Genomic DNA, 21,049 nt, shown 5'->3' with positions numbered 1-21,049 from the left:
AGAATGAATTATGTTCACTGGTTCAGTGGCCTATTTTGTGCCGCCGCCTTTAGCTTCCCAGCACTCTCTGCCGATCAAAAGCCACTGCTGCAGGAAGGAAAACGCACGCTGTACCAACGCGTGCTGACTTATCCAGGCTGTGAGTTAGCGGATAAAATGGGCGATTCAGGCAAAGAGCAACCTGCGTTTAGCCGTTTCTACGTTTATCAACGCAGCCAGAATGGGCAGGATGAATGGTTACAGGTAGGGCCGGATAGCTTAGGGCGCGTTTCCGGTTGGATGAAATCATCTTGTACCGTGGATTGGAAGATGCAGCTGACGCTGGCCTTTACCAACCCATCAGGCCGCCATCCGATGCTGTTCTTCCGCGATAAGAGTGACGTTGAAGCCATTCTTAATAGCAAGAAGCCCTCTGCCATGTTGGATCCGCTTCTGACACGTTTGAAGCATAATCAGCCCGTACCGCAAGTTCTGGCCAGAGAGCCAGATTACATGGTTGATCAACTTAAAAATTTCTATCTTCTGCCAGTACTCGGTTCGGATGATATTTTCACCGACACCGGCTTCCAGGTTCGTGTCCTGAATGTTGCATCGGTTAGCGAAAAAGCCAATGCAACAACGGGGGCGGGTGGTTCCCCGTCGGACGAAAAAAATGGGCAGAACGAAAAGAATATGATGAAAGGCTTCTCTGCGTCAGTGGTGTTCGTGATCGATTCCACCATTTCCATGGGGCCTTATATTGAACGCACTAAAGAGGCTATCGATAAGATTTATCAGCGCATTGAGAAAGAACAGCTACAGGATAAGGTGAAGTTTGGCTTGGTCGCATACCGCTCCAGCGTCAAAGTCGTGCCGGGTCTGGAGTACGACAGCAAAATGTATGTTGACCCCAACACGGTGAAAAGCGGTAAAGACTTTCTCGCCAAAGTGCATGACCTTAAGCAGGCAACGGTATCAAGCAGCAAAATGGATGAAGATGCTTACGGTGGCGTAATGATGGCGCTGGACCAAGTGGACTGGACCCAGTTTGGTGCCCGTTATGTCGTACTGATTACCGATGCCGGGGCACTTGAGGGGTCAGATAGCCTATCCTCAACGTCACTCGATGCTGCTCAGGTACGTCAGGAAGCCGCTTACCGTGGCGTGGCACTTTACGCCATGCATCTGAAAGCCCCGAATGGAAAGAAAAACCATGCCTCGGCAGAAGCTCAATATCAGGATCTGACGCTGAACCCCTTTCTGCATAAGCCTCTGTATTACCCTATCGATTCTGGTGACGTGAACAACTTTGGCAAAATGGTCGATGGGTTGGCTAACGCCATTACCGGGCAGATAAAAACAGCCTGGAGTGGCGAAAATACCGTGGGCAGTGCACTCGGTGCCAGCCCAGAATACGCGGGCAAGCAAACGAATCCACTGTTAAGCGATGCCGAAAAATTGAGCAATGCGATGCGTCTGGCCTACCTTGGCGAAAAACAGGGGACGCAAGTGCCACCCGTATTTAAGTCGTGGATTAGCGACCGCGACCTGGTGAAACAAAATATTCCAGCCACAGAAGTCCGGGTGCTGCTCACTAAGAGCGAGCTGAGCGATTTAAGCGATGTGATGAAAAAAATCATCAACGCGGCGAATGAAGGGATGATTTCGCCAGATGATATGTTTGCCAGTCTGCGTTCGCTGGCAGCAACCATGGGAAATGATCCGAACCAGGCAAAAAGCAAGAGTGCCACTCGCCTTGGTGAGATGGGGCTTCTGGGCGAATACATCGACAGCCTCCCCTATCTGAGTGAGGTGTTGAGCCTGGATGAAGAAACCTGGAAAAGCTGGGATGGCCTCGAACAGGAACGGTTTATTCGCCGCCTGAACACCAAACTCAGCTACTACCAACGCTACAATCAGGACGTTGACCGCTGGATCGCACTGGCACCTGGCAGCGACCCTCGGGATAACGTCTACCCGGTTCCTCTAGAAAATCTGCCCTAATGATACGGATCTGCGATATGGACATCCGCCGAGGCGGAGCAAATGGCTACCAGGTATCATTACCTGAATTCGTGCTGTCTCGTGGCGATATCGCCGCCCTTGTCGGGCCCAGTGGATGTGGAAAAAGCACGCTGTTGGAAATGATGGGGACACTCCTGCGTCCAGCACGTCTCAAGGAGTATCGGCTGGGCGAACTGGATATCGCTACGCCGCTATTGGCGGAAAATGAAGTCCAGTTATCCACTATCCGAGCGCGTACGTTGGGATTTATGCTTCAACATGGCGGATTGTTACCGTGGCTTTCCGTTGCGGAAAACATCCACCTGACTCGACAATTGGTAGGGATGACCACTCACGCAGAGTGGTTGGATACCGCCATCTATCGATTAGGCATCCGTGCATTACTCGGCAAGATGCCTTCCCAACTCTCGATTGGCGAGCGCCAACGCGTGGCGTTTATTCGGGCGATTGCCCATCGGCCACGTTTACTTCTGGCCGATGAACCAACAGCGGCGCTGGATCCCGACAATGCAGAACAACTCTTTGCACTGATGATTGAGATGGTTCGAACGCTAGACATGGCCGTCATTATTGTCAGCCATGACTGGCAGCGAGTGGCGGATTTGGGCCTGCGCTGTTACAAAGCATCGGTCACGGAGGGGCAAAGTGTCTTCCTCCCTGCCTGAATTTCAACCCGCTCGCATGCTTTTGCTGCGTATGGCGCTGCGCGATTTATTGCACGATCGCAAAGTGACGCTATGTATTGTTTTTTCGCTGATTGCAGTCATCGCACCATTATTATTACTCTTTGGCCTGAAGAACGGTATCGTCAACCAGCTACGCCATGACCTGCTGGACGATCCTCGCACGCGGGAAGTGCGTATGACTGGGAATGGCAACTACGACCTCGCCTGGCTGGAACAATTAGCACAGCGCCCAGAAGTCGGTTTTACTGTTCCTCTCACTCGCTCTTTGAACACGCAGGCAGATTTGGTGCGCGACAGTCAGCATTTTGCCGCGAATGCTGAGGTGATCCCCACCGGAGAAGGCGACCCGTTACTACAGGGCATTCCTCCGCTACAGCAAGATACGCAAGTGGTATTAAGCGCCAGTGCGGCACGCCGCCTTGCGGTTCAGGTTGGGGATCGCTTCCACCTACGGGTCAACCGCAATCTTGAAGGGCAGAACCAGCGTGCGAGCATTGAGCTATTTGTCAGTGGGGTACTTGATGAGGCCAAATTCACTCGTCCTGCCGCGTTTATCTCCCTGCCGCTTCTGGTCGCGTTGGAAGATTACCGTGATGGTTTTCAGGTTTCTTTACTTGAAGTAAGCGATGGAGAGCCACCACGGCAGCGCCTACGCTTTGCCCGAGCGCGACTCTATGCCAGCACGCTAGATGATGTGGCACCACTGGCTCGTTGGCTGGAAGCGCAGCATATCGAATCGGTCACTCAGGCAGCACAGATCGAATCTGTGCGCGCCATCGATCGCGTACTGGGTCTCATTTTCGCGGTCATCGCATGGATCTCGGCTTCCGGCTGTATCGCCTCACTGATCGGCGCTTTTATCGCCAATATCGACCGTAAACGCACCGACATGGCCGTACTGCGCCTTCTCGGTTTTCGCCGTCAGGCAATCACCCTATTTATCGTGATCCAGGCGCTTTGCCTTACGGGTGTGGCATTCAGTATCGCGTTGGCGATTTATCTATTGGGAAGCGAATTGTTTAATCGTCTGCTTGGCACATCCCTTCCCGATCATATGTTCGTTTGCCACCTCGATCCCATTCATTTTATTACTGCACTGTTGTGCGTACTGGCGGTGGCGTTAAGCGTTGCCGCCATCGGTGCGCTGCGTGCGCTGAAAATCGAACCTGCGGAGAGTCTACGTGAAATTTAAACTGGTGCTGGGCCTGGTTATGATGGGTATGGGATATACCTGCGCCGCGCAGGCAACCTGGGATGAGAAATTCTGGAACCCGAAACCGCTGGCAGATGATGTCATCCTCCCTCTACCTTGCGATGGCGCGATGGCGTTTAGGAAAGTGATTATTCCGCAAAATAACCTGCTGGATGACTACGGCATTGTTGTCGGACAGGAAGGTGATGAATGGGGATATGTCGAGCAAGCCCGTCAGGAGCATATCGCAGGCAGTTTCCCTGAAAAAAAAGGACAGAGCCGCTACTACTTGATGGCGAAGTATGAGCTGAGCGATTTACAGTATTTGGCGCTCTCTGGCGAGTGCCCGATGCCAGATATAAAGGGCCGTCTGCCAAAAGTGAATATTGGCTGGATGGATGCGATGTCCCTTGCTAACCGTTACAACCTCTGGTTACGGAAAGAGAAGCTAGCGAGTTTGCCTAAAGACGACGGACAACCTGGCTTTCTCCGCTTACCTACCGAAACCGAGTGGGAATTTGCCGCCCGAGGCGGGCAATCAGTGTCATCATCAGAATTCCGCGATCAGCATTTCCCAATGCCGGAAGGCATGAATGGCTATGCCTGGTTCGCTGGCGCGCAATCAGCAAATGGAAAACTCCAGCCAACAGGCTTGCTACAGCCTAACCCACTCGGATTGCACGATATGCTTGGCAACGCTGCCGAGATAATGTTCGAACCCTTTCGCCTTAACAAGCTCGACCGCTTACATGGTAAAGCCGGTGGCTATATCGTGCGCGGAGGAAGCATTTTAACGGTACAGAGCGATATTCGTAGCTCGCTGCGCGGTGAAGAGCCTTATTACGACGCCAAGGGAGAGAACGGCAGTAAAACGACGGGCATGAGGCTGGTTTTGGTATCAACAACGCTCACATCCCGCGATCGTGTCAAAGAAATTGAAAAAGAGTGGCAGGCCCTCGGCACGGAAAAAAGCACCGCAAGTGATGGAGGCGCAACAGGATCGTTGCAAAATCTCAATGAAATTTCCGCCAAAGTGCAAGATGAGGTGCTAAAGAAACAGCTAGAACAACTACGTGGTGAACTGCGCGCCAACAGCCAGTTGCGAGATGAACAGCGCGATCAAGCTATAAGAACATCACTGCAGTTGGGCGCATTTTTGTGCACAAAGATGAAAGATGACGGCGAATTTCTTGATCGCCTTAATCAGCTCAATGCAAAAACCTGCGCAGCGGGTAATCAGCTAGATGCTAACTGCTCTCTTCGTCAGGAACAGTTAGGGCAGCATCAGAAAGCCCTCGATTTTATCACCAGCTATTACGCCGACACGCTAGTGGACATCGGTTCGACCTATAACAAATCTCTTATCGAACCACAGATCGCCATCGTACAGCAGCTAATGGCGGCACGTGGCAAAACTAACCTAAACGGATATCTGGATACCTATTGGAAAAACCTTCAGGGGTACTGGAAGGATGGCAAAGTGGCACGGGATGCGTGGCTTAACGCATGCAAAAACAATAACTAATAAATATGAAGGAGAGTAGGTGATGGTAACGTTTAAAGCATTACGCACAGCAACAATCGCGGGATTAATTGTACTTCTGGCTGGCTGTCAAAATTCATCAAGCCTGGGGGGTAGCGGCGTCGATCCACGTCTGTCGAAGAGCGAGGATATGGAGTTCTTTAACAAATCAGGGTTGCAGGCTTGTGCCGCTGGTGCGGCGATAGGAATGCTGGCTTGTGCAGTAAGCGACACCGAGCATAAAACATTGTGTATGGCGGCGGCGGCCGTGGCTGGCTGCGGTATCGGTGTTGGCACCAATGCTTACCTGGATAACCAGCGTAAAAAATACGCCACTCAGGAAGAGCAGTTAAATGCATCGATTAAAGATATCCAGGCTGAAAACACCCGAATTCAAGGCGCATCTGATGTGGCGAAGTCGGTTATCGCCAGTGATAAGCAAACCATTGCCAAAATAGAGAAGGAAATTGCGACAAAATCGGTGAAAAAAGAGGAAATGCAAAAACAGATCAAAGGGATAGATGCAAACATCGCCTATTTGCGTAACACGATTACCGATATGAAAAAACATGAGAAGCAGTGGCAGGACGTCTCAACAGATATGCAAAAGTCCGGCGATAACACCAAGAAATTAGATACAGAAATTGCCCAGATGCGTGACAAAATCGGTTCATTACAGAGCGAGCTGGATAGCCTTTATAACCAGCGTACCGCCCTGAAAGTTAGCTAAGGAAATTCCCATGCGCGTTTTATTGCCCGTATTCACCACACTCCTGCTAGCTGGATGCGTTACCAACCCGCAGAGCTGTGACCCGACAACCGGTGACGTCAGTATCGTCACTAAATTTAACTGCAACTATTCTGGAACGTGGGATCAACGGGTTACAGAGAAACAGCAGACGCTGCAACATGAACAGGAATTGAATAAAGAGTTCAATGCCGTGTATGCCGCTATTGAGCAGGAAAAGGCGCAAAGTAATGCCAGTGTTGCCACTAAACGTAAGTCGCAACAAGAGTTACAGCGTTCGATGAATAATCTGGTGGCACAGCTGAAGAAAAAGAATGCAGGGCGCGCAACGGCACAAAAAGAGATCGCCGCACTGGAAAAAAGCATGAAAGAGGCACAAAACCGCCCTTCCGAATCAGAAATGCAAAAACAGATGGAACTGCAGAAATTACAAGGGCAGCTTACTGCGCTTCAAAACATGTTAGCATCGCAGTAAATCAAACGCCCGTAGACCTGACGGTCTGCGGGCCGATTTTTCCCCTGATATCATTCCCCAAGGATTCGACACACCGCGCCCGGTTTCATACCGGAATGGATGTTATCTGGCACACTCGTCCAGTTGACTTCTGGAATGTCTGGCAGTCGTCGTCCCATAGAAGGGGAAAATTAGCATCTGACGATATCATTGCAGCAGAGCTGCATGCGTTCAATTTACTGTCGCCTACTATAACCCACCTTCAGCAGTAGCCTTGCATTGTCCCGGTGATGCAACACGTTGCCAACCTAGGCATAAAGTACATCATAGCCTGAGAGTCAGGGCCTGCATGATTCAATATGCTGGAGAATAACCTCTACGGCTTGTTCTGGCGTTAACACTGAAGTATCTAGGGTGATATCAGTGGATGACCAAGCTTCATATTGGCGAGTGATGACTTTCTGCCAGTCGGGCAGTACATGCCCAGCAATATCTGCGCTGCGATGTTCCACCCTCTCCTTATGCTGCACTTTATCGGAACAGATAATTTCAATTTCCAACGCAGGTGCTGCATTTTCTGAAGCCACATTTCGCCAAGCCTGCCGAGTAATGGCGAGAGGATTTACCGAATCGGCAATGACGTTGTTTCCTAGCTTAAGATTGTCCGCAGCGATAGCATACGCGACCAGATATCCGGCAGGCCCCATATCAGACATTGTGAATTTTTCTGACCGAATCAGTGACTGTTCGATAGAGTCGATACACAACCAGACCGCGTTCAGTCTGGTTGCCAATAAACGGGCAATAGTTGATTTCCCAGTTCCCGGTAACCCACCAAAAATGATTAACATGAGCGCCCTTGTATGACTATAAGCAGGCCTAGATATAGCAACGAAATTTAGCGGTCTTCTCGTGTATGCCACAGATCGACGATATAAATCGTATCATGCTGAATTTCATAGTGAACTTCATAATCATCAAACAAAATCTTTCTCACCTCGCGTGGTTCATATCTTGTCTGAGATACGCCGATTCTCGGGTAGTCAGCAAGCCCCGTGGTTCCGATGATCAAACGATCTAACACCTCGTCAGCATGTTGCCGACTGTACTGGCTGGCAAACCCATAAATACGTTCAAGGTCATCCTGTGCCTTTTGCGTCCAACGTATTTCCATTGATTATGACTTTTTCAGTTTGTTGGCGAGGTCGATCACATCTGCATGGCTTACTACTCTTCCCGCATCGACATCAGCAAGACCTTTCAAAACCTGCTGATGCCGCCGTTCTCTCTCTTCAATCATTGCGGTCAGCGCTTCTTTAATCACCCAGCTTTTGGATCTATCCAATTCAATAGCCAGGCTTTCAACCGCAGCCGCAAGTTCGGCGGGTATCTGAGCACTGATCGTCTGTTTCGCAGGTTGTCCCATGAGCATCACCGTTTAATAAAAGTTAATAACACTTATTAAAGTAGCATGATTTTGTTAGCGTCACTACCTGTGACAAGTACCACATCAGCACCCCTGCTACATTATTCGCTATGCCACCTGTTATCTATGCACGACAAAAACTGGCCGGAGCCCTCATTGGCGGTGGTACTAAAACCGGAGGGATTACAGTTATCTCAAGATACAGGCCGCCATCTTATAGGTTTTATCTTTTGGTTTGGCAGTCTCGACTTGGCGGGCGTTGAGCTTCATTTTGGGGGCTCATTTCTAATTGAAGGGGGGATGCCCCCTGAGGAGTCTGGATTGCAACGGATGTGCTCGGACGATTTTGGACATAAAAAAAAGCCACCCTGAGGTGACTTAATTTTCATACTAATGGTGCGAAGGCCGGACTCATGTATAAAAATAAGATATTGAATATTAATAATAAAATTAAAAAATAAATAATTTATGCCCCTTTTTGTGCCCCCAAGTGATTTTTAGCAATATATCAATGAGATAGATAAAAATACCGTAAATGATATCTATTATCATCCGTCCGGATTCGATTCCGTGCTACGGATCCTAACCGAGAAAGTCTAATTACAGCGGCTTAGCCAGAATAAAAAGATTTTGCACAAAACTGTTCACTCTCTTCACTATGGTTTTTTATTTTTATTAATCAATGCATTAAAGGGTGATGAGTTGGTGAACAGGTGACGAGTTACTCATCACCTTGACGATAGGTATGTCGCACAACAAGATAGTCGAGCCGATCTTATAATCGGTCTTTGGCTGCTTTATAAACCGCTGAGCGTTCCCGTTTGCCCACAGCTAAAACCAGTACCACGATCTCATGCTCAAGCACTTGATACACTAACCGATAGCCAGCGGAACGAAGTTTGATTTTGTAGCAGTCAGCCATTCCCTGAAGCCGGTTGGCGGGAACGTGGGGATTTTGTAAAACCTCTTTCAACTTTTTGGCGAACGGCGGATTCAAATCCGAAGTGCAACGCTAAGCCGCCTTTCTTAGCTCTTCAAACTCCAGCTTATAACTCATCCAGATCAACCTTCACACGTTTCCCCTTCATCTGGGAACGGGCAATTTTGGCAAGCTCGATATCTTCCTGATAGTCGGCCAGAGCTTCCCATGTTTCTGGGGAAACATAATAGCCAGAGATACGCCCGTTGGTTAACACGGCTACAGGTTCGCCGTTAGCTTCTTTCAGCGCGGCATTGGGCGATTTTTTAAAGTCGCTGATACTCACAGCAACATTGGCAAGGATAGATTGTACGGACATAACCAGCCCCTTTTAAGTATGATATTTGATACTGAATTTAGCACTCAATCAAGAAAGCAGCAAAATCACGGTATAAATGTGACACCAAATAAAATAATATTGAAAATACATTAAAAACAGGGAGGTTTAATGGATACTACTGAGGAACTCAATAACACATATTATTATCATGGGCATGGAAATTTAACTGCTGGTGAGTTATTTAACCTGATCTTTCTTGAAAATTTTTCTTCTCGCACCGGTTTAGAGATTACAGCAGCGGCGCTGATCCTCTCAGGGCAACCTTATCTAAAGGTATCAGGGAAACTATCCGCCGCCACTGCGACGCCCGGAACCAGTGTGGCTTCCAGAGTATCACGAGCATTGCTCAGAGATTTACGTTTCCCTTATGGGCTAAGGCCGCTCACGCCTATGGGAAAGAATCTTGCGACATTGAAGATGGTTCCTACGAATAAGATTGCCTCTTTTGTTGGGCGTTATATTCCATGGATAGGTTATGTCCAATTAATAGCTATAATGCAATTGGTAGCAAGAGATACCCGTCGACAATATAACCTAATCGCTAGGCCAGAAGACCGCATTGAATGGACGTATTTCTGATGAACCAAAGAGATATCGAAAATGAGGTTATTCAATATCTCATGGAACGTTACCCGATTAGGAAGCATTGGTTTAAATCCGGGATTAGACAAGTCACTAAAGACTGGACATTACAGGATGATTACCAGTTTCTGCCGGAGGATGCTCATGATTTCCTTCTTGATATATTCGGACATTTTAATATTGAGCACTCAAACTTTGATGGAAGAAATTATTTTGAATATGAGTATCCAATCTGGCAAAAGAAACCACTATCAAAAGCGTTAAAACCGCTCACAGTCGGGATGATTATTGAGTCAGCTAAAGCAGGGAAATGGTTATACGATTAGAGGCATCTAATATTGAAGTGTCTGGACGTAAAAAAACCGGCCGGAGCCGGTTTTATCGTTTCTGGTGTCTACCTCGCTATCTCGCATTTGGGCAGCCAGTCGGCGTCGGATTCGTCTTTCAGTTCAAGATTGGTCTGTATGCCCTGATTGGTTCTGCCTTTGAGGTACGTCTGCCCGTATTCTGACATCATGTTCGGCAGCACCTTACCAAAGGCCGTCAGGCTGATGGGCTTCTGGTGGCCGTGCGACTCCATAAAGGACAGGTAGGCGTGATACAGGTATTTACGCGGGTTACGCGGCGTAATGTTGGCGTTGCCCATATACAGCCCGGTGGTGTCACCGTGTGCCAGCAGGTAGCCGCAAAAATCAACCAGCGGGTCAGCCTGCCGTTTGATTTCCAGCGCCTCAGCAGAGTGTTGCTGTGCCTGTAACAGCGTCCGGGCGTCGTTCGGGTCGGCAAAACGTTTCATCAGGTGTCGTACAATCACCGCCAGCTCTGCGCGTATTTTCTCTTTCAGCTTGGGGTCGCGTTCGCTGGCCGGGATGGTTTCACCGAAGTGGATTATCACCCGGCGACGGGACACGCCGCCGCTGCGGTCGCTAAAACGCATCGGTGAATTGTTGACAGCCAGAATCACCGCCGGGATCCGGGTCGAGTAGGCGTCACGGTATTTCGGATCAACCATCACTGCATCGCCGCCGGTAATGGCTTTAATGCCTGCACCGTCACCGCTCCATTTTTCTTGGTCAGGCAGGACGATTAACGAGAAGCCAATAATCGACGAGCGTTCACGGGATGATTCAATGGTGTTGATGGTGGCCGCCGTGGTGTTGTCCTCCCCGGCCAGCATGGTGGCAATTTCGGCCAGAATACTTTTTCCGCTGCCGCCGGGGCCGGTGACTTCAAGGAACAACTGCCAGTCGTAGCAGTTCGCCAGCACCATAAACAACGCGGCCAGAATACGCTCCTGTTTATCCGCGTGGTTCCCGGCGGCACGGGTCAGCCAGCGCCAGAAGTGCGGGGCGTTATCAGCAAGGTTTTCCCCGGCCTTAAACGGCGTGTAATCCACATCATTGACGGTATTCAGCCAGTGCTCCCGGCGGTGCGGTTTAAATTCACCGCTGGCAGTATCAAACACCCCGTTACGAAAACCGATTAACCGGCGCTGAGGTTTTTCCTGCATCGGGATAATCAGTTTCAGGGTGTCCAACACGCTGCCAATCCCGGACGCGGTAAAGGGTGCCTGTATCTTCTGAAACAGTGCCGCGATATCCCGGCTTAACAGGCGATAGGGCAACACTTTCCATGCGCCGTTCTGATACTGGAAGAAGGTTTCCCCAAACGCATCAATTGCCAGCGTATCAAGGTAGTGGTCGCGTATCTTCTCCGCTTTCTCGCTGGCGCTCATGGCCTTGAACTCGGCCTCGCCCAGCGACGCAAACGGGCTGACTGGCTCTGGTTGAGTAAACGCATTCAGGTGCTGGCGGGTGGCGTCGGCACCCTCGGCACGATACACATCATTCCAGTCACCAAACACCGGCGGCAGTGCGACACGGCCATTGACGGCAGCGGCGGCCTGTTCCGCTTTGGTCTGGCCGGTGCCGTTTTCGTCCCGGTCAGCGGCTATCAGCAGCGTGACCGCCGGGTAGCGGGTTTTCAGCTCACGGGCAAGGGACGGCAGGTTGTTCGCACTGAGCGCGACATACACCGCATCACAGGTTAACTGATGCAGCGTTAAGCCGGTGGCGTAGCCCTCGGCCAGCCAGATAACGCTGGTTTGCTTGCCGCTGAACGCGTGAAAAGCGCCTTTGACCTGCCCGCCTTTTAACGTGCGCTTGTCGCCCTGTGCATTGATAAGCTGGAGATTCACCACCTCACCCTCCGGTGTGGTCAGCGGCACCAGTGCGTCACCGGGCTGATAGGTGATGCCGCCTACGCGCAGCGGCTTGCCCTTTAGTGTTGGCACGGCGATATCCGGCCAGCCTTTGGCGCTGAGATACGCATTGCCGGGTTGTGTCACCGCCTCTTTCAGTTTCGCCTGTGCCTGAACCGCCGCCCGTTGCCGGGCGGCCTCGCTGTCGTCTTCATCGGGCGTTGACGCTACCGGGCTATCCGGCAGGTCACCCAGCCACGCGCCTACTTTCAGGGCGGCTTCTGCTGGCGTCAGGTTCAGCGCTTTCTCAACCAGATTCAGGCCATCCCCCGCGCCGCACTGGTTACAAATCCATGTGCCGCGCCCTTCCTTGTTATCGAAGCGAAAACGGTCTTTGCCCTCGCACATCGGGCAGGCGGTATGCTGCCCGGTGGCATCAATGGGGATACCCACAGCGGGGAGCAGTTGCGGCCAGTGACCGCTGGCGCGTTTCACAGTCTGTGTCACGGTAAGGTGTGCCATGCGTTGCCCCTTAATGCAGTGTGGTGGACGGGGTCGCCGCTGTCGCGCACTGGCACAGCTCCCCCATGATGATATGCCCCAGCGCGGTTAACCGGGGTTTATCGGTCAGTAAGGTGGGGTGCACCATATCGCCCAGCATGGCGCAGGCGATTTCCATCCCGGTGGCGGTGCCGTGCTCACGCACGTGTGCGCCCTCCAGCTCCAGCGCAATGGCAATTTCCAGCTCGGTTAAATTGCAATTCAGGGCAATGCCGGTTTCCCGGCAGTTATCCAGATAGGCCTGTGCCACAGCGCGACGGTACACGGCGGTGCGTACTTCCAGCGGAATACAGGACTGATTATTGCTGTTCATTGTGCTGTCTCCCGCGCAGTGAAAAGGTGGGCTTCACAGTGGGTCATGACGTGGCCTATCTGGTCAGTCAGCAGCGCCACCAGTGCGGCCATATCATCGGCTGGTAAGGTATTAGGTTTGGCGGCGGTCATGCCGCATTGCTGGGCGTCCAGCATATCGAGAAACATCACACCAACGCGGTGCGCATGAGACAGGCGCAGGTAGTCAGCGTGGGGAATGGGATAGGTATCATGGTTATTGAGACGGGCGGCTAAGCTATTCATGCGCTCACCCCGTTGTCAGTTTCCGGCGCTTCCGGGCTTTGCAGCGTCGTCGCCAATAATTCCAGCCGTTCAGCCAGTACAAACGTCAGCACCTCTTTGGCTACCGAGTTATCCAGCTCGATGACGGCATGCGTCAGGGCGCGGCACTGGTCGGCGATTTCATCAAGGGTCAGCGGCGTAGAATCAAACATGGCTAGCCCCCTGAACAGGCAGACGGCCAGCAAAAGCCAGTACATAGTCACGTGCCAGTAAACGGCGGGCACTGATTTCATCGGGGGCGATAACGGCTTCACGGTGCGGTAAGGCGCGTAATTCGGCGCGACGCACGGCCAGAAACAGAAAGGTAAATTGCGGGTGTGACGGGGTGAGGATCGTAGCCATAAGGCATTCTCCATTGAGTAACGGTTAACGCTACCACCGGAGCTGCAAACCTCATTGGTGGTAGCCCAGACAGGGTTTGCAGTACCGGCCTCAATGGATACCGGCCAGCCCGAAGGCTGCCCTGCCTGAGCCACCATTGTTCGAATGCTACAGCGGGCAATAGCTAACCGCTGTACAACGTACTGATGTACTAAGGCTACGACGTAAAAAAAGACGCATGGCGCGTCTGGTGTCGCCATTGAGTTACTCGGGCTGCAAATCCCGGCTACCGATTTTGCGGCAGCGGCAGAACTATAACGCCAAAAAGCCCTGGCAGGCAAGCCGGGGAAACGGATAAATTGCACAGTCATGAACAGCCTCAGCAGTTGGTCAGCGCATCACCGGCACGGGATGCGCAGTAACGCCGGGGTGAATCAGAAGCGGCGGGCGTCGGTGCAACGCTCAGCAGCAACGCGCCGAAACGCTGTTCACGGGCGGCAACGGTGGCGGGGTTACGGATGGCGGGAAACAGTTGATCGCACAGGCTGAGGGCTTCCCTTTCATCAAGTGTGACTGACTGCCCGGCGATAGTTAAGGTGATCATGCGTGGCTCTCCTGTTGACGGGCGGCGATACGCTCGGCCACCCAGTGATGAATTTCGGACTCAACCCACGCGACACTTTTCCCACCCAGCGAAACGTTGGCGGGAAAGGCTTTGCGGCTGCTCAGTTCATACAGCGTCGAGCGGGAAATGCCAGTGACATGCAGCACTTCCGGCAGGCGCATTAAGCGTTCTCTGGGCGGATGCTGTGGCATCGGGGGCATAGCAGGAATGGGAGTTGGGGGTGTGGCTGACAACATGTGACGCTACCTCGTTAATGTCCACTCGGCTCTGGCCGGATGGCGCTGGATTGCTCTGGTAGCTCGCTATTATGTGAATATTTTCAGGGCTGGCAACAAGGGGCTGTTGTGTCATCGATGAGCAAAAAACGGTCTATTTATCCACCAACTGTCAATAAAGGGCAATAAAAGGTAATGAAGGGCAACGTGATTTATTCAATAAAAATATAAGTGTTTGTAACTATCAATAACCTCTTATCTATAGGAAATAACATCGTAAAACAGGCTCGCCAGAAAAAAGGCTCAAAAAAACCGGGTGAACAGTGTGAACACTCGGTGAAGAGTCTTTTATCAACTGTTCACCTATTTATTTATTGATTTATCTATTCTTTTTCCTAATGTGAAGAGTAGTGAATAGTTTTATAAAAGAGTGGGTTTTAAATCGGGTAAACCGCCTAAGGGTGAGATTGTTTTGTGTGGTCGATGGCAGGACAGGCTCAGATAGCGGGGGTTGTGTGGTGAATAGCACAATAGCCACCAGACACTAACCCTAGCGGAGAAATGACCATGAGCCAGATAACCACACCCGACACTAAACCCGTTAATCCCCTGCCGGATACGCTGAAAAGAGCGACTGACTATTACCTGAGAATGCGAGAAGCACATACCGTTAATGCGGGTGAGCTGGATAACATCGATACCGCCATTGCGCGTGCCAAAGAGCAGAAAGCCAACACGGAAGCAGAAAATCAGCTTTCCGATACCGACTGGCGTGCGCGTTTTCTTGCCGCCCGTGGCGAAATGACGGAAGAACTGAAAAATCAGCAGTTACAACGGCTGGCACAGCGTGAACTGGCGCAGGAGTATGACGGCTTGCTGGCACAGTTGGAAATAGAGCAGCTCAGACAGAAAGCAAAGTGCTACGCCTCAGCAAAAGATTGCTGTGATGCTCACGCAGGCTCCCTGCGCGACTACGCTGAATGGGAATTTAATCAGGCGTTAAATAACATCAGTACAAATCTGATCCGGGCGATTAAGTTAAAGCGGCATATGCTGGATATCACCACCTCGGAATATAAACAAGGGATCGCCTATCAGAAGCCTGAAAAAGTGGTAATGGATTTGATTGTTGAAAAGCTGAAGGTGAAAGCGAATGACTACCGCTTTGATATGAGCAACGAGCCAGTGCTGTCATCGCTGGGGCTGAATACCCCTTCACTGCCGCATGCTGATTTTGCACCGGTATCCAGCCCGGCAAAACGAACGATATTTTTCCGTGAATTAAAGGAAAAAGAAGACGCATTAAAAACACGGAGCCAGAAAGTATGATGCACTGCCCGTTCTGCGGCCACGCTGCCCACGCCCGCACCAGTCGCCCGTTATCGGAGAACGTCAAACAGCGTTATCATCAGTGCCGGAATATTGAATGCTCAGCAACCTTTCGGACACTGGAATCGATAGAGGAAATTATTCAGCCATCGAATAGACGCGATCTGCCGGTGCCGGATATTCCATTATCACCGGCTATGCAGAAAAAATATAAGGATTACCCAGCCTCAGCCCTACGGAATTAATTAGCCAGATTATAATTTCATTTCCGTTAATATCAGGAAGTCGCCCGCCATTGCGCGGGCTTTTTTGCGAGCTTTTTTCTCTGGCTAGCGATTTTTTGACCGTGCATGCATACGGTGCATGGATTTGCATGCAATACTTACCCCTGTATCTACCCTATAGCGCCAGTATTGGCGCGGCCTGAGCGCCTCCATGCAACTGCATGAAATGCGCTACATAAAGCGGGCAGGCGTGGCGGGGATAGCATTGCGCGCTATGCTATCCCCGCTATACTGAAAAAAGTGGTTAGTGCGCCCCTCTTCTCCAAGATTGATGGTTGTGAATTTTTTTATTTTGTTATAGATCTTATTCATAATTTTTTTGATACATAGAAGCCATAACTCAAATCTCAATTAGGGACATAAAATGATAAAAGCATTTCTTTCACACTCAAGCAAAGATAAGGATAAATATGTACGAAATGTTGCCAATTGGCTGGGAAAAGAAAATATCATCTATGATGAGTTTACTTTTGAAGAAGGAGAAAAAAACCTTGACCAAATCCTTGATGGACTCAAAGAAACAGAATTATTTGTCCTTTTCATCTCAAATGATGCTTTAAATTCTCCATGGGTCCAAAGAGAAATAACAGAGTCTAAAAAATTACTTGATGAAGGGAAATTATTAAAGATATTCCCTATAATAATCGAATCAACAATAAACTACGAGGATAAAAGAATCCCCGACTGGTTACGTAAAGATTATAATCTTCAACCAATCACTCGAGCGCGGATAGCTGCTTCAAGAATCAAAAATCATTTATATAAAATATCTTGGAAGAAACATCCTAAATTAGAAAAAATAAATTCTTTATTCATTGGTAGAAATGATAAACTAGAAGAGTTCGAAGAGCGAATTAACGACTATGGTAAAAAAAAACCAACCGCAATTTTTGCTTCGGGGTTAATTGGTGTTGGTAGAAGAACATTCTTATCAAAAGCCCTTATAAAATCAAATATACAAAAAATTCAGATAACCCCTTATTCTATCTATTTAGATAGGAATGAATCAATTGAAGACTTCATCCTTAAACTTAATGACCTTGGTATAATAGATCTTGATAATGATATTTTATCACTATCAGAAAAAAACATCTCAGAAAAACAAAAAATAATACTGAGGATATTAGAGGAAACATACAAAGCAAAGGAAACCATTTTTTTCTTAGATGACGGGTGTATCATAAACTATAAAAGAGAGCTTAGTCCATGGTTTAAAAATATCATTAAGCAATGTAATAATTTCAATTACCCAGTATTATGCATTGCGTCAAGATATAGAGTTAATTTTCAGAATAGGCCACAAGATAATAGATTTTACTTCATTGAGCTTCCTGAGCTAAATACAAAGGAAAGAAAAAGACTTCTTTCTCAGTTATTAGAGATAGAAGAAATAGAAAACCTTAATATTTACAATTTTAATAACATTTGTGATCTATTAACAGGTTTACCAGAACAAGTTAAGTTTGCTGTCGAATTAATAAAAGACAGAAGCATAATTCCCTTTGAAAATAAACTAACAATTCTAACAGAATTTAATAATGACAAAGCATCAATACAATTACATAGATACTCTAAAAATGATGTTGTATTAGACTTCATAAGATTACTCTCTCAATTTGAAGTAATTACTCTAGACTTCGTTTTCTCCATCGTTGAAAAAGAAGAATACCTTCCTATACTCGAAGCACTGATAGCCGAAAGCATTTGTGAATTAGTCGGTACAGATGGAGAGATGGTAAGATTAAATGATATTGTTAGGGATTACATAAAAAGAAACAGACTAAAAATAAATGAAGATCATACAAAAAAACTAAATTCATTAGTAAGAGACGTTGTAAATAATGAAGAACTAACAGAAACACACTCATCTGTTTATATATTTACAATAAAGGAAATGCTTAAATCAGATGAATATATAGACCCAAAATTCCTTATACCTTCACATTATTTAAGATGCATGAAGGATTTATACAACGCTAAAGGATTTTTAGATAAGGTAATATCTCTTGCTGATACAATTCTGCAAAAAGAAAATAATATGGAGGCTGGCGTTTTACAGGACATAAGATATTATCTCTGTCTTGCATTGGCCAAAAAATCCGACCAAAGGCTCTTGACTGAAGTACAGAAAATACAAGGTGATGAACATAATTTTCTTTTAGGGTTTTACTATAGAAAAAGTGGTAGATTCTCAGACGCGCTAACTAAGTTCAATATGATTATTGATGCTCCATATGTAGAATCACGGGCAAAGCGTGAGATTGTTCAAGTATATACTCAATTGGAAGAGTATGATAAAGCCCTTAATTATGCAAGAAAGAACTATGAAGAGAATAAAGGCAATCAATTTCATTGTCAGGCTTATTTCAACTGTCTTATAAATTCACAAAACAAGACCAATGAAGACAATAAAAAACTTAATGAAATAATACAAACACTTATCACAATAGACTCAGAGCAATCTAAAGAAATGGCTAAAAGTGCATCTGCAATGTATGCCGCAAAAATAGAAGGAAATGAAATTAAAGCTATAGATTTAATTAATGACTGCATAGCAATATATCCTGAAAGCCCATATCCATATCTTACTAAGTGCGATATAGGTTTAAAATTCAAATCAATACCAAATCTTGAAGATGCTCTAAATTCATTAGGGAGAATGAAGAAGAGGAAAATAATTTCCGAAAGGACTTTAACAAAATACCAGTCATATTTACTTGCTCTAAATGGAGATGAAAAAGGTGCAATACAACTGATCACTAATGAAATTTCAAGATATCCTCAAGAAAATAAAGATAGGATATTGAAACGCATAAAGGAATTTTCGACACAAATGTAAAAATAAAAAAATGATGGAGGATGCATTTTTCACCCTCCATCTTTATATAAAAAACTTACCAACACCACTACTTAATGGTAATCTTAGAAAAAATGGGTATATAGCCATTGCAGTTATAAAAAACATAATCAGTACATGATTGCTTTATCAAACGACGGATGCTCGTCAAGATACTAATTATATCTTCCTGACATCTTATTTATCCTGACACTAACATAGGGAGGGTACTAAAATTCTTATTTTCGACATATTTTATCGTTACTAATCAAGACCTATTAATTTATATTAATTAGAATTATTTTCATATATTCTTATCGTACCTTACCTACTGAAAAAGTTCCTAAACCTTATAATATGACAAGAAAAAGACACCAATACTTGCAGCTAATACAGGTAAAAAATGAAATTATGATTCGTACTGGAATATAAATGAAAATATAGCATCCCTATCCTTTTAGCTCGCTGTTAAATAATTTATTTAATTTCATCATCATTCAAATCAAAAGAGATTTCTTAGCGAAATCATACGGCTTAACATACCGTTCCCGGTTCGCATCCAAATAATCAGCCCACCATTGCACCATCAACCGGCGCTCGTCAAGATACTCAGACGTGTGGATATATGCCGCACGCACATTATTGCGTTCAGAGTGGCTTAGCTGGCGTTCTATCGCGTCATCACTCCACAAGCCAGACTCACCCAGCGCACCACGCGCCATCGTTCTGAAACCGTGGCCGCACACTTCCGTCTTGGTGTCATAACCCATGGTACGCAACGCACTATTGACCGTGTTTTCGCTCATCACCTTTTCAGGGTTGTGATCGCTGGGGAAAAGCCGGGGATTATCACCGCTCAAGACTCGTAATTTTTCCAGTACAGAAAGCGCCTGATTGCTCAGTGGCACAACATGCTCTTCTTTCATTTTCATGCCACGATAGGAATATCTCACACCTTCAATTTCCTCTCGTTGTGCGGGAATACGCCATTCAGCGCTATCAAAATCAAACTCACACCACCGAGCGAAACGCAGTTCACTGGAACGCACGAACGTCAGCAGCATTAACTCCACCGCACAACGGGTCAGTAACCGGCCACGGTAGGCCACCAGACGAGAAAGAAACTCAGGAAATCGGATAGAAGGTAAAGCCGGATAGTGACGAGCTTTGGTCGTGGTCAGCGCCCCGGCCATATCGCCAGCCGGATTAGACTCAATGTAATCATTCTGGACTGCATAGCGCATAATCGCCGTAATACGCTGTTGGAGCCGTTGAGCGACGTCATGCTTGCCCGATGCATCCACGGCTTTGATCGGTGCCAGAAGGTGGCTGGTTTTCAGCTTACGAATATCAGATGCGCCGATTTCGGGGAAAATATACATTTCCAAATACCGGATAACCCGCGAGCGATGGTAATCCCCCCAGCGCTTGTTACTAGCGTGCCACTGACGGGCGACCGTTTCAAAGGTATATGCCCCCGCTGATTCTGCCTGTACTTCTTTTTGCTCGGCTTTAGGATCAATGCCCTGAACCAGCAACTTTTTGGCCTCATCACGTTTAGCGCGAGCATCGGCAAGGGTAACCGTCGGCCAGACGCCAAAAGCTAACCTGTCTTCTTTCTTATCGATTGGGCGGCGGTACTTCATGCGCCAGTATTTCGATCCCCGCGTAGTGATCTCAAGATATAGACCACCGCCATCTGCCATCTTATACGTTTTCTCTTTTGGCTTGGCAGTCTCGACTTGGCGGGCATTGAGCTTCATTTTGGGGGCACATTTCTAATCGAAGTGGGGATGCCCCCAATTATGCCCCCTGTGGGGTCTGGATTGCAACGGATGTGCTCGGACTCTTGAGGACAAAAAAAAAGCCTTTCGGCTTTCTTTTTAGTAACTTACGGACTGTTACGGACGTTCTCGAACTATCAAATGGTGCCGAAGGCCGGACTCGAACCGGCACACCTTGCGGCGGTTGATTTTGAATCAACTGCGTCTACCGATTTCGCCACTTCGGCACAGAAGTAGTATGCGGAAAACGGGTGCATTATACCGTTTGACGGCCCACGCGCAACGTTAATCCACTCTGCGTTCGGTTAAGTGCTGAAAAAATCATCTTTAGCAACGTGTTATGCCC

At 47.9% G+C, this 21,049-nt stretch carries 24 protein-coding genes, 1 tRNA gene and 2 pseudogenes; 11 read left to right on the top strand and 16 right to left on the bottom strand.

Features of this window, described 5'->3' with window-relative positions:
* The first annotated feature begins 3 nt into the window (after positions 1–3).
* From ACIPUG_RS15165 to ACIPUG_RS15140, 6 genes are read left to right on the top strand one after another with little or no spacing between them, the layout of a single operon-like run.
* On the top strand, positions 4–1,983 hold the full coding sequence (locus tag ACIPUG_RS15165; protein WP_248721240.1) for a vWA domain-containing protein: 1,980 nt from the start codon (positions 4–6) through the stop codon (positions 1,981–1,983).
* Between the two features lie 17 nt (positions 1,984–2,000).
* Positions 2,001–2,669 carry an ABC transporter ATP-binding protein gene (locus ACIPUG_RS15160; RefSeq protein ID WP_400339031.1) on the top strand — a complete coding sequence of 223 codons (669 nt, stop codon included), beginning with the start codon at positions 2,001–2,003 and terminating at the stop codon, positions 2,667–2,669.
* A complete protein-coding gene (locus ACIPUG_RS15155) occupies positions 2,650–3,882 on the top strand; it encodes an ABC transporter permease (protein WP_400339029.1) in 1,233 nt (410 codons plus the stop codon). Before ACIPUG_RS15160 ends, ACIPUG_RS15155 begins: the two co-directional genes overlap by 20 nt.
* Positions 3,872–5,407: an SUMF1/EgtB/PvdO family nonheme iron enzyme gene (locus tag ACIPUG_RS15150; RefSeq protein WP_400339026.1), complete on the top strand. Its 1,536-nt coding sequence runs from the start codon at positions 3,872–3,874 to the stop codon at positions 5,405–5,407. Before ACIPUG_RS15155 ends, ACIPUG_RS15150 begins: the two co-directional genes overlap by 11 nt.
* Positions 5,408–5,429: 22 nt before the next feature.
* Complete coding sequence (locus ACIPUG_RS15145) at positions 5,430–6,134, top strand: hypothetical protein (RefSeq protein ID WP_014913963.1); 705 nt, start codon at positions 5,430–5,432, stop codon at positions 6,132–6,134.
* A 10-nt stretch (positions 6,135–6,144) separates the two neighbouring features.
* On the top strand, positions 6,145–6,627 hold the full coding sequence (locus ACIPUG_RS15140) for a hypothetical protein (protein ID WP_014913962.1): 483 nt from the start codon (positions 6,145–6,147) through the stop codon (positions 6,625–6,627).
* Between the two features lie 317 nt (positions 6,628–6,944).
* Here the strand turns inward: ACIPUG_RS15140 and ACIPUG_RS15135 are convergent, their stop codons facing one another.
* The 6 genes and pseudogenes from ACIPUG_RS15135 to ACIPUG_RS15110 all read right to left on the bottom strand — a co-directional run bounded on the left by ACIPUG_RS15135 (position 6,945) and on the right by ACIPUG_RS15110 (position 9,330).
* Positions 6,945–7,457, bottom strand: a complete 513-nt coding sequence (locus ACIPUG_RS15135) for an AAA family ATPase (protein WP_400339024.1) — start codon at positions 7,455–7,457, stop codon at positions 6,945–6,947.
* A 47-nt stretch (positions 7,458–7,504) separates the two neighbouring features.
* Positions 7,505–7,780, bottom strand: coding sequence for a type II toxin-antitoxin system RelE/ParE family toxin (locus ACIPUG_RS15130; RefSeq protein ID WP_014913960.1), 276 nt, complete (start codon positions 7,778–7,780; stop codon positions 7,505–7,507).
* A gap of 3 nt (positions 7,781–7,783) precedes the next feature.
* Positions 7,784–8,032: a CopG family ribbon-helix-helix protein gene (locus ACIPUG_RS15125; protein WP_400339021.1), complete on the bottom strand. Its 249-nt coding sequence runs from the start codon at positions 8,030–8,032 to the stop codon at positions 7,784–7,786.
* Positions 8,033–8,239: 207 nt separating this feature from the next.
* Positions 8,240–8,302 (bottom strand): annotated as a pseudogene (locus tag ACIPUG_RS15120) (hypothetical protein); the annotation flags it as partial.
* Between the two features lie 505 nt (positions 8,303–8,807).
* Entirely contained in the window at positions 8,808–9,029 is a 222-nt protein-coding gene (locus ACIPUG_RS15115) for a type II toxin-antitoxin system RelE/ParE family toxin (RefSeq protein ID WP_205530567.1), read from the bottom strand.
* A gap of 49 nt (positions 9,030–9,078) precedes the next feature.
* The gene (locus ACIPUG_RS15110) at positions 9,079–9,330 is read right to left on the bottom strand and encodes a type II toxin-antitoxin system Phd/YefM family antitoxin (RefSeq protein WP_400339018.1); all 252 of its coding nucleotides are present in this window, start codon (positions 9,328–9,330) and stop codon (positions 9,079–9,081) included.
* Between the two features lie 129 nt (positions 9,331–9,459).
* On the opposite strand from ACIPUG_RS15110, the gene ACIPUG_RS15105 reads away from it, so the two are divergent.
* Positions 9,460–9,930, top strand: coding sequence for an STM2901 family protein (locus tag ACIPUG_RS15105; RefSeq protein WP_039282012.1), 471 nt, complete (start codon positions 9,460–9,462; stop codon positions 9,928–9,930).
* The gene (locus tag ACIPUG_RS15100; protein ID WP_205530568.1) at positions 9,915–10,259 is read left to right on the top strand and encodes a DUF1493 family protein; all 345 of its coding nucleotides are present in this window, start codon (positions 9,915–9,917) and stop codon (positions 10,257–10,259) included. The genes ACIPUG_RS15105 and ACIPUG_RS15100 overlap by 16 nt, the downstream gene beginning before the upstream one ends.
* Before the next feature lie 68 nt (positions 10,260–10,327).
* Here the strand turns inward: ACIPUG_RS15100 and ACIPUG_RS15095 are convergent, their stop codons facing one another.
* The 8 genes and pseudogenes from ACIPUG_RS15095 to ACIPUG_RS15060 form a co-directional block, all read right to left on the bottom strand.
* Positions 10,328–12,655: a phage/plasmid primase, P4 family gene (locus ACIPUG_RS15095; RefSeq protein WP_400339016.1), complete on the bottom strand. Its 2,328-nt coding sequence runs from the start codon at positions 12,653–12,655 to the stop codon at positions 10,328–10,330.
* A gap of 10 nt (positions 12,656–12,665) precedes the next feature.
* Complete coding sequence (locus ACIPUG_RS15090) at positions 12,666–13,007, bottom strand: DUF5375 family protein (RefSeq protein ID WP_400339013.1); 342 nt, start codon at positions 13,005–13,007, stop codon at positions 12,666–12,668.
* Complete coding sequence (locus ACIPUG_RS15085; protein WP_012773411.1) at positions 13,004–13,270, bottom strand: hypothetical protein; 267 nt, start codon at positions 13,268–13,270, stop codon at positions 13,004–13,006. The genes ACIPUG_RS15090 and ACIPUG_RS15085 overlap by 4 nt, the downstream gene beginning before the upstream one ends.
* On the bottom strand, positions 13,267–13,461 hold the full coding sequence (locus ACIPUG_RS15080; protein WP_400339131.1) for a hypothetical protein: 195 nt from the start codon (positions 13,459–13,461) through the stop codon (positions 13,267–13,269). Before ACIPUG_RS15080 ends, ACIPUG_RS15085 begins: the two co-directional genes overlap by 4 nt.
* Positions 13,454–13,651, bottom strand: a complete 198-nt coding sequence (locus tag ACIPUG_RS15075) for a host cell division inhibitor Icd-like protein (RefSeq protein ID WP_400339128.1) — start codon at positions 13,649–13,651, stop codon at positions 13,454–13,456. The genes ACIPUG_RS15080 and ACIPUG_RS15075 overlap by 8 nt, the downstream gene beginning before the upstream one ends.
* A gap of 29 nt (positions 13,652–13,680) precedes the next feature.
* Positions 13,681–13,890 (bottom strand): annotated as a pseudogene (locus tag ACIPUG_RS15070) (ash family protein); the annotation flags it as partial.
* A gap of 119 nt (positions 13,891–14,009) precedes the next feature.
* Positions 14,010–14,234: a hypothetical protein gene (locus ACIPUG_RS15065; RefSeq protein ID WP_039281995.1), complete on the bottom strand. Its 225-nt coding sequence runs from the start codon at positions 14,232–14,234 to the stop codon at positions 14,010–14,012.
* Complete coding sequence (locus ACIPUG_RS15060) at positions 14,231–14,491, bottom strand: helix-turn-helix transcriptional regulator (protein WP_400339010.1); 261 nt, start codon at positions 14,489–14,491, stop codon at positions 14,231–14,233. Before ACIPUG_RS15060 ends, ACIPUG_RS15065 begins: the two co-directional genes overlap by 4 nt.
* A 546-nt stretch (positions 14,492–15,037) precedes the next feature.
* On the opposite strand from ACIPUG_RS15060, the gene ACIPUG_RS15055 reads away from it, so the two are divergent.
* The 3 genes from ACIPUG_RS15055 (at position 15,038) to ACIPUG_RS15045 (ending at position 18,922) form a co-directional block, all read left to right on the top strand.
* Positions 15,038–15,799 (top strand): capsid size determination protein, encoded by a 762-nt coding sequence (locus ACIPUG_RS15055; protein ID WP_320697495.1) that lies wholly within the window; start codon positions 15,038–15,040, stop codon positions 15,797–15,799.
* Positions 15,796–16,044 carry an ogr/Delta-like zinc finger family protein gene (locus tag ACIPUG_RS15050; RefSeq protein ID WP_072037053.1) on the top strand — a complete coding sequence of 83 codons (249 nt, stop codon included), beginning with the start codon at positions 15,796–15,798 and terminating at the stop codon, positions 16,042–16,044. Before ACIPUG_RS15055 ends, ACIPUG_RS15050 begins: the two co-directional genes overlap by 4 nt.
* Before the next feature lie 403 nt (positions 16,045–16,447).
* Positions 16,448–18,922 (top strand): TIR domain-containing protein, encoded by a 2,475-nt coding sequence (locus ACIPUG_RS15045; RefSeq protein WP_400339006.1) that lies wholly within the window; start codon positions 16,448–16,450, stop codon positions 18,920–18,922.
* A gap of 494 nt (positions 18,923–19,416) precedes the next feature.
* Here the strand turns inward: ACIPUG_RS15045 and ACIPUG_RS15040 are convergent, their stop codons facing one another.
* Positions 19,417–20,682 carry a tyrosine-type recombinase/integrase gene (locus ACIPUG_RS15040; protein ID WP_400339004.1) on the bottom strand — a complete coding sequence of 422 codons (1,266 nt, stop codon included), beginning with the start codon at positions 20,680–20,682 and terminating at the stop codon, positions 19,417–19,419.
* Positions 20,683–20,845: 163 nt separating this feature from the next.
* Positions 20,846–20,930: transfer RNA gene (locus ACIPUG_RS15035), tRNA-Leu, on the bottom strand.
* Between the last annotated feature and the right edge of the window lie 119 nt (positions 20,931–21,049).

Origin of the sequence: Pectobacterium sp. CHL-2024 (assembly GCF_044751765.1) — a bacterium.
GTDB lineage: Bacteria > Pseudomonadota > Gammaproteobacteria > Enterobacterales > Enterobacteriaceae > Pectobacterium > Pectobacterium brasiliense.
This window is presented reverse-complemented; position numbering and strand designations above follow the sequence as displayed.